The 12,037-nt window shown below is 53.1% G+C and carries 9 protein-coding genes; 1 reads left to right on the top strand and 8 read right to left on the bottom strand.

Translation table 11 applies throughout. From position 1 onward, the window contains the following. Positions 1-178 precede the first annotated feature (178 nt). A complete protein-coding gene (locus GIW79_RS10660; protein ID WP_236453554.1) occupies positions 179-697 on the bottom strand; it encodes a cysteine hydrolase family protein in 519 nt (172 codons plus the stop codon). Between the two features lie 379 nt (positions 698-1,076). Between GIW79_RS10660 and GIW79_RS10655 the strand changes: the two genes are divergently transcribed. Continuing rightward, on the top strand, positions 1,077-1,880 hold the full coding sequence (locus GIW79_RS10655) for an HNH endonuclease (protein ID WP_236453551.1): 804 nt from the start codon (positions 1,077-1,079) through the stop codon (positions 1,878-1,880). A gap of 663 nt (positions 1,881-2,543) precedes the next feature. On the opposite strand, the gene GIW79_RS29665 is transcribed toward GIW79_RS10655, so the two are convergent. The 7 genes from GIW79_RS29665 to GIW79_RS10625 all read right to left on the bottom strand — a co-directional run bounded on the left by GIW79_RS29665 (position 2,544) and on the right by GIW79_RS10625 (position 12,006). After that, positions 2,544-2,789, bottom strand: a complete 246-nt coding sequence (locus GIW79_RS29665) for a hypothetical protein (protein ID WP_042608884.1) — start codon at positions 2,787-2,789, stop codon at positions 2,544-2,546. Between the two features lie 812 nt (positions 2,790-3,601). Continuing rightward, positions 3,602-3,697 (bottom strand): transposase, encoded by a 96-nt coding sequence (locus GIW79_RS29795; RefSeq protein WP_150804654.1) that lies wholly within the window; start codon positions 3,695-3,697, stop codon positions 3,602-3,604. A gap of 274 nt (positions 3,698-3,971) precedes the next feature. Continuing rightward, the gene (locus GIW79_RS10645; protein ID WP_200645675.1) at positions 3,972-4,274 is read right to left on the bottom strand and encodes a hypothetical protein; all 303 of its coding nucleotides are present in this window, start codon (positions 4,272-4,274) and stop codon (positions 3,972-3,974) included. 713 nt (positions 4,275-4,987) lie between these two features. After that, positions 4,988-5,419: a hypothetical protein gene (locus GIW79_RS10640; protein ID WP_150804655.1), complete on the bottom strand. Its 432-nt coding sequence runs from the start codon at positions 5,417-5,419 to the stop codon at positions 4,988-4,990. 75 nt (positions 5,420-5,494) lie between these two features. Then, positions 5,495-8,269 (bottom strand): DEAD/DEAH box helicase, encoded by a 2,775-nt coding sequence (locus tag GIW79_RS10635; protein ID WP_200645674.1) that lies wholly within the window; start codon positions 8,267-8,269, stop codon positions 5,495-5,497. 9 nt (positions 8,270-8,278) lie between these two features. Beyond that, positions 8,279-8,797 carry a hypothetical protein gene (locus GIW79_RS10630; protein WP_034115125.1) on the bottom strand — a complete coding sequence of 173 codons (519 nt, stop codon included), beginning with the start codon at positions 8,795-8,797 and terminating at the stop codon, positions 8,279-8,281. Continuing rightward, on the bottom strand, positions 8,794-12,006 hold the full coding sequence (locus GIW79_RS10625) for a DUF1156 domain-containing protein (RefSeq protein WP_236453547.1): 3,213 nt from the start codon (positions 12,004-12,006) through the stop codon (positions 8,794-8,796). Before GIW79_RS10625 ends, GIW79_RS10630 begins: the two co-directional genes overlap by 4 nt. Between the last annotated feature and the right edge of the window lie 31 nt (positions 12,007-12,037).

Here is a 12,037-nt window from a genome sequence, read left to right as displayed (position 1 = left end):
AGTCGCCGCCTGAGCGTCAAGGACAAGATGGAAGCCATCTTAGAGCTGGGCGCTGCCATTGCTGCGACAGTTGAAGGTTATCTGCGACAGGCGGAGTTGACCAGTTCACCAACAGCGCGACATCTTGCAGGAAAATTCCGAAGCCCGGGCCTGTTGACCTCCCCGCCGTCAGGCTCTGTTAAAAACTCCAGTCCTCAGCCCGAACCAACTGGCAGAACGGCCCGTTGAGCGTGGCATTGTGATGAGCCACGATGGCCTCGGCTTTCATCAGGGGCGTATCAGAACAGGTATGACCGTCGGCGATAAGCACCGCATCAAAGCCAAGATCACGTGCGGCACGGCAGGTGCTGTCGACGCAGTATTGCGTTTTCATCCCAGTGACTACGACGCCGGTGGCGCCGCTGGAGCGCAGATGGTCAGCCAGGTCAGTCATTGCAAAAGCGTTAGGCCGACGCTTTTCGAACACCACTTCCCCACCCAGCAACTTCAGTTCCGGTGCAACCAGCGTAAGCGGGCTGCCCGGCTCGATTGGCGAGCCAGCGGGGCCGATGTGGCGAGCGAGAAAAATCGGCGCACCTGCGCTGCGTGCCTTGTCCATCAGGGTATTGAGGGTTTCCAACAGCTCGTCGCAACGCCAGGGTTTGTTCGGACCGTGGATGAGTCCGACTTGGATATCCAGTATCAACAGGGCGTACATGGGTGCATCTCCTTGCGTGTGAACCAGCGACACAAGGGCATAAAAAAAGGCCCTGTCCATCGCTGGCGGGCCTTTGAAGTGTTCGTTGGTTATTGGCTCACGACACCTCGCACGCTCCGCTTGATGCGGTCGTGGTGGTGGTTGTCGAGGTGAGGCAATGGGTAATCATGGTTTGACACTAGCATCGTGGTTGTGGAATGCCAAGTACAAAAAAGACGTCCTTGGGCGTCTTTTTTGTTGATGCCGGGGGACGTTGAAAAGCTTTCTCATCTTATTAATTTATTTAAAGAATAAGAATCTTAAAAAGTTGAGCCGGAATATTTTGTAAGAAGTTTCCTCATTTTTGGTAGGCTTTTGCCATCAGTCGAGAGGAAATGGAATGCCCGCAGTCATCGTTGAAAACGACACATCGCAATGGCAAGACGAGACCGGTGCTGTCTATCACTTCCCCAAGCGGTACCAAGCCTGGCTTGCTGAAGGAACCGAAGTGATCTATTACAAAGGACGCATCCAGGACAAAACCTTTGCTTCTGCCCGCCTCAGCGCCGATCCGCATTATTTTGGTATGGCACGCATCGGCAAGGTCTACTCAGACCCGAGGAGTGATAAGGGGGACCTTTTTGCTTTGATCGAAAACTTCACTCCGTTTGAAGGCGCTATCCCCTCGAAAATTAACGGAGCGTACCTGGAGACGATCCCCGCTACTCGCGTGAACAACTATTGGCGTGACGGAGTTCGGTCCATTTCCCAACTGGATTACGATGCAATCCTAAGTCATGCGAAGCTCCTGTCTTCCCAGGCTGACCAGGCCATACCAAATATCGACGGCGATCCATTGACCTTTGAGTCTGCCAATGAAGGCAGCAAATCAAGTTACTTTGGAACCCGTTACGAACGCCGGAAAGATCTAAGGTTGAAGGCCATTGCTATCCACGGACTTGACTGCAAGGCATGTGGCTTTGATTTCGAAAAGGCGTACGGCGAGCACGCGAAGGGCTTCATTCACGTTCACCATATAGTGCCGATTTCGGACTTTGGTGGTGAGAAAGCCGTGAATCCTGAGACTGACCTCGTTACCTTGTGCGCCAACTGTCACGCCGTGGTCCACCGCAAGCGGGATATGACGCTGAGCGTTGATGAACTGAGAGGTATGTTGCGCGGGCGATGGGTAATCGAGCCTTAGTTTTCTACTGTGTTCAGCCTACGGTTGTGAGGCTGAACCCTGGATAGTGACATCCTACCGGCGGGCCCATTAGCCGTTACTGTACCCGGCAAGTTGGCTCTCAAGGTATTACGCGGTCTCCTGATCGGAGCAGTATAGGTAGCAGCCTTTCATCCCTCTGGAAAATGGGACTGGAACTGGAAGAAGGAGACGAGGTTTTTTTCCGTATTTACTGGCCTTCAGTCAAAAAGAAGACGTGCATAGCCATCTTTTTTCGTTCATTGGTGGGCCGGGGTAATTTGAACCTGGCTTTTATCTTATTGATTATTATGATTAATAAACGGTTTGTTTTTTATTTGGGATACCAATTGGAATGCCTTTCAGCTGTTGAGGTGTGCTGTTCACGTTTTCTCTTGGAGTGTTGTCTATGACAATCCCGGAAGCTCGTAAGCGTCCGGCGAGCTCATCTGTCAAAGTCCGAGGGAGTAAAAGGCCACCAGACGCAGACTGATCTGTAAGCAATGTGAAAAATTTGCATATTGCATTTGTCGTCCAGGCATTACGCTTGAATGCGTCATTGGTACAGACATCATGGTGATAAGGCAGTTGTGTCCGCTAAAAGCGGGTATACCCATCACCAATGCCAGAATGCTGACGTTATGTTCACTGGATGCTTTGTTGACGTCAGTCAGCGGCTTCAACCTCAGAGGAAACCTCAGTTGCAGCTTCCCTGGCCTTGCTCAGAAGCTTCTCCTGCCTTTTGCTCCTTGCCTCGAGCTTCTTGAACGACTCGAACTCTGACTGAATCAACTCGTAGCATTTATGGGTGGAATAGACTTCATCCAGCACGCGGCTCTGAATCTCAGCATGGTTATCAGCTTCATAGAGCTGCCAAACGCTTTTGCCCGGCTCGAATTTCGTCCCGTACATGTATTTATTCAGAATGTGATTTTTGGACTTTGGATATAAGAGGTTGCTAGGATTGTTGAACGTCCCGATGACGAGCAGGGAAAGGTCTACGACTCGAAAACTGTTTTGGAACGCGAAGGCTTGCTGATTCGAAAGGATATGAAAGCGTTTGAACAGCTCGAACAGAATCGGAACGTCTGAGGAGGTAATTCCGATCCCGCACAAAATTGCGGACACCGCACCATCATGGGCGTTTTTCACCTGGTCACATGCTGTTTTGAGTAAGGCATAGATATGCTCAAGCATCTCCTTCTCTGTCGCATGCTCCCATAGCCAGAAGGATTTGGTCTTCTTAAGGACTTCGGATTTTGCGATGCTGAAGTCCCGCTCGGGGTTAGCCACCAGGAATGAGCCACCGATGAACCTGCAATCCTTGTCCCATGGGTTGTAGCAGAAACCCGATGCTGTGCGCTTCTTCTCAGGAACGTAAAACTCCAAATCGAAGAACACCACTTTGCATTTTCCTGGCCTGAGTCGACCTTTTTGACTTGCCATCCTTGCTTGCCGCCTTCCACGTTGCGCCAGTTACAGAGGGTCGCATCATCGCAATTAACACGAGTAGCGACAAGCTCAGCCGCATGTTCAGTGGGGCAGTTCACTTTGACCGTGCCACGCGAGTGCTGGATTTCAACGCAGATGCTCGATGACGCAACCTGGGAATGCCCTCCGGCGAGCTGTAAAGGTAGCGGAATGAAAGCAGGTTGTAGCTGCGTGACTTCGTTCGTTTTTACCCGAATCCATTTATGGACGAGGTTCGCGTTAAGGCTGTGGTGCTACGCAACGCTGGCAATCGACGCGCCGGGCTGAGCGCACTCTTGGACTACCTGGGCCTTGAAGGATTTGGAATAGGATCGGCGTTGTGGCTGCATAGAAAGACCCGCTTAAAAGGCTAGAAATGGTGTCCACCCAAATTTAAGTGCATACCATGTCTTGGCCTCGCGGGGCTGGATAGATGACTTGGCTGGACGGATACGGAAGCTCCTCAGAAAGTGAGTTTTTTGGTTTTTGGCCGGAGGGGATATGCATTCGTATTCTTGTCAAGAAGGCAGCGGCAACAAAAAACTTTATTTGAGCCGCTTTCTGGAGATTAAGATAAATATCTTCAAAGGGAAGGTTTGAAACTAGGACTCCATGAGTACTATTTTATAGCCAGTGTGCCGGCAATTTGGTCCCGTAACTCTTTTCTACCATCCTCAATGTGGTAATGATCTCGGTATGCCTGGCTTGGTCGGCGGGCTTCCAGTCGTCTCGGTGATCCAGCAGAATCTTCAGCTCTCCAAGATTGTACATTCCCAAGCGGTGGAAATTGCCCCAGTTGGGGATACCGAACAGATTGTATATAGTTACTGTAGCGTCTCGTTCACTGGCAAGCCGCTTATCTCCAGTCACCTTTGCGGCGGCGTCTTCGGCTTCGTCACGGTCTTCGTAAGTGTTGAGAAGTTTCATAGAATTCGGGTGCAATGATAGCTGGGGTGAGGATTCTGCCTGGATATAGGCTGTTATGAACAGGTAAAGGATCAAAGAATACGTCAAAAGTTGGCGCCAGGGCAATGACTTTGATTCTGCCTAGAAAATGCCTAGGGCATGATGAATGGAAAGTTTATGCGGATGGGCAGGGTATTTCTTTTTCTGACTATCCAGAAACAGTTCTTAGATCCAACATGCCAGTCCAAGAAAGTGCACTATTTGGGTGGTCTTAATATTACTTAACATAACTAATCTACTGTAGCTGGATAAAGCGCGCTAAAGGGATCTCAATTTCGAGGCGGCGTCGGCCTGCCGTCAGGACTTGGCGCGATGCGACAATGTCACGGGCTATTTGAGGAAGTAATCACCGTTCTTAGGGAATTTCTGCAAATCACTGGTGACGGGTATTATTTTTTTCCGCACAAGAGTAACAGGTCGATACGAAGTTGGGCATGCACTTTAGTGAATCAGAAAGTAGCGGCCGAGACTTATGGGAAGTCACTCCGGTTTCTACAAGCAAGGTCGAGTTGTCGAAATGACCAATGAAGCGTTCCACTAGTAAAGATGGCACGCTTCATCGAGATCCTCCGTTGTGAGCTTGCTCCCGTTGAGCTAAGAATGCCATGGGAACTATTTGAGCTAGGAGTTATATTTGCTCACGTTTTCCAGTCACGGCCTCTTCTATATGTGTATCAAAGGTATTCCGCCATCAAGCGGAGCACTCTCTTAAACTCGTCGTCTGCACCCCCACCGCCAGTTCGCGTCCCTCCCAAGGTTGCAGTTGTGTTTCTCTTAAATTTGTCGTAGTCGTACCCATAGGTAGCGCGTCCTAGGGGGCCACTCTGGTCAGCAATCCATGTCCTTAAATCGTTCTGAAGATCTGGATTACTTGTCACGTCATATGGCTTTGTCGGATCAGTTGACCTGATGTTTTCAATGTGTTCGGGGTGGGTTTGCAGGAACTGCTGGGCAACACCCACTGCTTGTGTCACATGGCCCCGGGTACCATCAGATTGGCCAATACCCTTTTCAACCACAGCCCACGCCATGTGTGAGTTGGGTGTGTGAGTCTTGATTTCTGCCAAACATTGTTTGTAAAACCATTCCTTAGACTTAAGTGCCATCGTAGTTTTCCTTTAAATTATAAAGCTACGTCAGACGTAGCGCCGAGCATCCGCCCTGATGGGCGGCGAAAAATATTACTTATTTGGAAATATCTCAGCATACCCAATTAAATCGAATGAGTAGCTTCCATCGCTGAGAAATCCGCCTTTGTGTTTTAGATCTCGTTCCAAGGCAGGTTCAATGATATTAGAAAATAGCGTGAGTCGATGCTCTAGTAGTAGTTTCGGCGATGTCGTAGGAGCCTGTAGATACCGTTCGCATTGTCGTTCGACTCCAGGAACCCGTGTACCGTCTAGCTTGACAGCAATAGGTTGGACGACGGTGCGGCGCTCTCCGTTGCCAGCGGACGCATCTGCTATCCACAACGATAGCAGCACAGGTTCGTCCACATCAGCAGTTACTGAAATGCCGATGTCTTCCGGCGGTACGCTGCGCCATCGGCCAAGTGCCTCCTGCATCAACGGGTGATCCAGACCAAGCAGCTCCAGATCCCTCTGACTGGTGGCCGCGTCCCGGTTCAGGGTGAAACGAGTTCGACGGCTTCCGTCAGCAAACACCAAATCGTATGTTTCATCGTCGACCTTGATCAACTGTTGTTGGTTATCTGTCACCGCTACCGACAAGAATCGGACCAGCCTATTCAAGCTTGACGACACGTCCGAGAACGGCTGGTAATCGTCGAGGCTGAAACCATCGAGGTCTTGGAACAAGTCGAATACCACTTGCCGAGCCTCGCGAGAATTTGACAGTGCGGCTTCAAGCTCCACCTGAGTTCGCTTCAGTTCGGGATCCGAGAGCGCCTCTTGGTAAAGCCGGTCATAATTCAGTCGCTCGGAAAGCTGTCCAAGAATCTGGGCGCGCAAGTCTTCAGCGATATTACCTTGGTCATCCACCTTGCCGACCGTGCGCGCAATTTCGACTAGCTTTTCATCAAGTAGTAAGAAAATTCGACCCTCGATGGTGTCCGACAGTACCAAGTTGTATACCTGTGCGGTGTCGCGCTGGCCATAGCGATGAATGCGTCCGATACGCTGCTCCATGTCCATGGGGTTCCACGGTAGATCGAAATTGAATAGGACACGTGCGAACTGCAGATTAATACCTTCTCGCCCCGCCGCTGTGCACACCAAAACGCGAGGGCCATCCTTTTGGCGGAAACGTCGTTCTGCTGCCAGCTTGGTACCGTGGTCGCCACCGCGCAACACTGCCACTCCTTGGCCAGGAAAGGTGTGCTCGATCTCACGGGCAATCAGGTCCACTGTGCCTAGGTAAGTGGCGAAGATTACAATCTTTTCGTTCGGGTTTTGCCGCCATAGATGGCCCAGACCGTCAAGGAGCTTCTGCGCTTTGGTCTCGCGCAGCTGCGGGAAGATGTTCAGCAAGTCGCCAATACGCAAGCGCTCCTCAGGAAGATGCAAATCAATCATTGTGGATGCAGCATCCTCGGCACCCGTGGACAAATACTCGCTACCGTAGGGGTCAGAGGCCATCTCTAATGCCTCTTCGTCCAGTTTCTTCACCAGCCTATACTTGAGATCAGCTAGAACCCGATCAACCTCGCTGCGACCGATGTTGTCATAGGCGAGACCAAAATCTTCGTGGATCAAAGCGCGAGCTTCATCTGTGAGCCTTTCGCGACCCTCAATATCCAGCTCCTTGTCGCGCAGCAACGCCTCGTGCAGCGTCAACATCAGCAGGCGACGTCTGAGCGTGCGACGAACCGCGGAAAAGCTTGATGCCGCGATCTTCTGGAAAATCGCCATTAGAAAGCCCAGAGCACGTCCCTGGTTACCCTGGCGCCGCGCCAGATCAAAGCCGTCCTCCAGATACTCGCGCAGCTTTTCGTAGAACAGCCGCTCTTCCTGATTCATCAGGAAGGACTCGGTGTGCACCCAACGCCGCGCAAACAGCGGTGAGCCATCGGGTTGGCAGGCATCGGCCTTTGTGCGACGGAACATCACCGTGTTGAGCCGATGACGGTGTTCAAGCATATCCTCCGGGCTACCAAACAGCGTAGGATTCAAAAGCTGTGCGAGCATCCAAAACTGGAAGTGATCCCCTTGGTGTGGGGTGGCGGACAACAGCAAGAGATCACGTGCATGGTCCTTCAATGCCTCGGCCAACTTGTAATTCTCGGTCTTGCGTACCTTGCCGCCCATGCGATGTGCAGTCAGGTGGTGTGCTTCGTCGAACACCACCAAGTCCCAGCGTGGGGCATCCAACAGACGTTTGATTCGAGCCGGGCGCTTCAGGGTGTCGATGCTGGCAATCAGTCGATCGTGTTTAGCGAAGGCATTGGTTTTGCGGTCGGTGATATCGCCCTCGGAGCCGAACACTTCAAAATCGAGGTTGAATACCTCGTTCAGTTCTCGATGCCAGTTGTTCACCAAGCCCGCAGGTACGACCATTAGCGCTCGTGTCAACTCGCCACGGCTGGCCAGTTCGCGCAGGATGAGCGCTGCTTCAATCGTTTTTCCCAGCCCTACCTCATCGGCAATCAGATAGCGCCGAGGCGAGGCGGTGGCAATGCGGTGGGTGAGTACTACCTGGTGTGGAAGCAGATCTATGCGAGCTGAAGTAAGCGCCGAGGCGCTTTCCATCACTGGCAGCGCGTGCGCCTCATAGCACAGCCACGCTTTGCGCCCCCGTTCTGCACTACCATCTACGGTGCGCAAGATGCGCTCAGTGCGCGAGAGTTCGCGTCGTAGTGACGCATCTGGTACTCGTCGTTCGCCGACGCCAAAGAACGCGCGCACGTAGCCATCACGTGGGAGATCAAGAACGACTCCTTGGCCATACTCGTGGTGAGTGATGCGCTCACCGGGCTGGAACAAGTCTTCTGTATGCACGCGCCGACCTCAAGTAATCCGCAAATGGAACAGACCCGCAGTTTGAGCCCCTTCGCGCAGTAGTATTTCCTGTGGGTACTCATTGGCTTCCCCCCAGAGGAGGCGGCCAAAGTCAAGCTGTTGACCTCGATTTGGTGCCTCGCATAGCCAGCTCACTGCATCGGTCGAGGCTTGCACCTTGAGACGTCCGTGCTTCTGCGGCAACCAGAATATCAATGCGGCCTCGCCGGCGTATTCATCCTGAAACGAGAGGATGGCACGCTTGATGGTATCTCCTAGCCAGACTTCACCCTGATCCGGGGCTAGTAAGTCAAGGCTACCCTCAAGCCCGGCCACTATCAGTGTCCGGCTATTGTTGCTGGGCAGGTCATCGGGCCAATGGCTTGGCTTACCCGGTGCCTGCGCGGACAATAGAAACTGACGCAAGCTCCATACTTCTTCCGCCTTGCAAACTTGATTGCGCGCTTCCTCATCCCACAACCAACTTGTGCCGCGCCGTTGCCACACTGTATCGAGGACCTGCCTCATTGCGCATACTCCCAATCGTCATCGAACAACGATACCTGCCGTGGTTTGGGTGCTTGGCTACTTTGCCACGTGATGTAGATCGACAGCGCACGTGAAGCAGCATTGCGTGTGATTTGATCTGGGCCATTTTTTTGCAGCCATTCCAACAACGGTTTCAAGGCCACGTGTGCCTTGAAATTCTCATTTTTTAGCGTGTCTGAGGCATTGACTCCGCTGCCGTCTACACAAGCACCGATCAGCACCAATGCCTGGTCAAGGTCGGAAATCAGCTTACGTTTGTGTTTGCCTTGCCAGTCACGGGCGAAATCGAGAGGCGCGGTGCGGGTGAAAACCTTCTTCACTTCGCTGCACCAACCACGCTGCTCAAAGTCATCAGGTGTAGTAATCGTGCCGCGCAAGAATTTCTGTAACTGGTCGCGCTTCATTTCGGTGACCGTACCGAAGGTGCGGAGGAACTGACGGGTCATCGGTTCGGCGTTCACGGGCGGAGGTTCTTTACCCTTATCGGCGTCTTCGTCAATGAGTTGATTGATACCGACCAGCGCGTCCCTAACGGAAATAGTCCGGCCTTCATCCACATAGACCTTGCCATAGTGGCGCGAGAAATATTCCAACGCCTTGCCGCGGCGGATGACCTGGATATCAGCTGCAGGCAGTCCTTCCTTGGCATGGTTCTCCAGCATAGCCTGTAACTGCCGCACGTCAGCCATCACCTCGCGGCGCATGCGTCCCCAGCTCACGGGCTTAGGTTCCTCGGTTCGCTTGCGGCAGACATGAATGATGTCGTACTCGATAGTCTTGGAGCCGAATTCGCCGTCTCCTTTAGTTTCGTCGGAGCGGATCGGATACGTTGCTTCGAGGTAATAGCCGGCGTCGAAAAGTGATTCCAGCACCGCTACCCACGGCTCATCCTCGCTATGGTGAAATGTGAAGGCGAGAATGCCGCCGGGCTTCAAGAGCCGATGCGCCTCACGCCAGCACTGCGTGAGCAATCGCTGGTAGAAACCATCTGGATCTTCCGGCTCGCGGGCGCGGTTGGCCACTGCTTCCAACGACTTGGGGGTGTACTCTGGGCCGAAGATTTCTGGGTACTTATTCTTAAGTGCCAAACGCAGCCAGACGTAGAAAAAATCTGCAAGCTCCGAATAGTGCAACAGCCCGCCAAACGGTGGGTCGGTGATGATTAGGTCAAGGCTACTGCTTTCAAGCTGGGCCAGATCAGTCGACGAGCCCTGATACAGATCCACAGCCTGCACCGGATCCCCCGGCATGACTTTTTCACTCTTGCCGCTCAGTTGGTCAGCCAGTACAGGGTTTTTGCGCTTCAGTGCCTCAATGCTCACCGCCTCCCATGGCTGAACAGCCCATTCGCGGCCTTCGAGAATACCTTCAGTACTGGATGCCCAGTTGCCTCGACCCAATGAGGGAAAGACGCAGTTCTCTACCACCGTCGATTTCGGGTGATAGTTGTTGTTCGCAAACTGGGGTTCTAGCTTGTCGCCTTGGACATTCCACAAAGTGAATAGACTTTGATTACGCAGGTATTGCTGAAACGCACCTAGCACAAACTCCCGTACTGCCCAGTCGTAGTTCCCTACTTCACCGATGGCTTTTAGTAGCTGTGCGTGGACAAGCAACTGGCGAGGGTTGAACATGGTCCACCAGTGGGTGAAGCCGTGATTTGGCACGCCACCTTGCAAGTGGTGGGTCATGAAGCCGTAGGGAAGCTCCGAACGTGGCCAGTATTCTTTCAGATCGGCATCTTTGCGCGCTTCCCATTCAGCAAGCGCAGTGTCGTGCTGCTGTGCTTGCGCTGTGCCGTAGGCTGCGAAAAAGCGTCCATTGTAAGGTTTACCTGACGCACCGCGTTTGGGCGCATAGCCTTGCACTGCATAGGCTGCCATCGGTCCTGTCTTGCCAGTGGCCTTGACGGTGGTCAGTACATCCTGCACCGTGCCGCAGGCTCCACAGGCGTAGTGTGATCTCTTTGGTACGGTGCCGCTTTCCGGAGCGAAACTAATTCCGGTTTCCGGGTCGGTCACTTCTGCCGGCAGGGCGCCGCGCACTTCCAAGAGGCGAATCTTTTTGGCGCGTGCTGCATCCCATCGCGTAGTAGCCGCTACGTCATCCTGCGCAGAGCCACCAAAGGGCTGGCCGTTGGCATCTTGCTTTGCTTCGCCTGCGAGCCACTGCGGATGGACCAGCAGGCTCAGTTCCACCTTCTTATTCTTACCTTTGCCGAGGTTGACCAAGGCCGTGTGGCCGCATTGTGGACAAATCACGCCCTTCTTACGGTCGAGAACGGAATAGGGATATTCGCTTGGTGAGACGTAGAGCAATGCGTCAGGTGCCATGCGAGCGGCATCTTCCTCTACGTCGAACGCTTCACCACACTTACCGCACGAATGTTTCCAGTGCTTGACCGTGAGTGTTTTTACCGCCATCACCGGGCTGGTCATGATCGGAGTACGATGACCGCAACCCGTTACCTGACAAGGCCCGTGTTTGGACCAGAAGGTGTAGATGATCTCTGGTCCTTCATAGCTATAGTTTTTACGCTCTTCACGCGGAATGGCGAGCGGGTCGAAACCGGCTGGCATTACCTTGTCCGTTGGGAGGTGGGTCCACTTGCCTTTTTCACCATCAGGGCCGTCGCAATAGTAGTAAGGCATGATCTGCGGCTTGACCTCTGCCTCAATGTCAGCGAGGAGTTTCTTCACATCACCGAGATCGACGTCAGCCAGTTCTTGCTTGACCACGAACCACGCTACCGGATTGAGGTCGTTGCCGACCATCTGCATACCGAGGCGAGAGCCTTCCACTAGTGTGGTGCCGCCACCCATGAAGATGTCCGCCACCTTCAGGTGCTTGAATGTGCCTTTCTTCTGATGGTTGGCGTAGTAGTTGTCCCACACGAGTCGGGCGGCATGCGATTTGTCTTCCGGAGCCTTCGTTGCCGCCGCTATCAACATAGAGCGGAACACACTGGAGCGACGTCGTGCCCACCACTTCGACATTTGGTAGATCGGCTTGCCTGCATTGCCCTCTATGATCGCTACCTGATTGACAGGCAGGATGGGGAAGTCCACTTCTAGGCAGGTCTTAGGGCGCTTGGGGTCGTTGAAATCGACTGTTTCTAGCGCGACGGCCTTGCCCGCGCCGACTGCCTTAGCAACCTCTTGAGCGAGCAACTGTTTTTTGGTGGCCATTCAAAGCTTCCTTAGTTTTTCTTGCGTGCAC

Source organism: Pseudomonas sp. PA-7-1E (assembly GCF_021605325.1).
Lineage (GTDB): Bacteria > Pseudomonadota > Gammaproteobacteria > Pseudomonadales > Pseudomonadaceae > Aquipseudomonas > Aquipseudomonas fluorescens_BV.
This window is presented reverse-complemented; position numbering and strand designations above follow the sequence as displayed.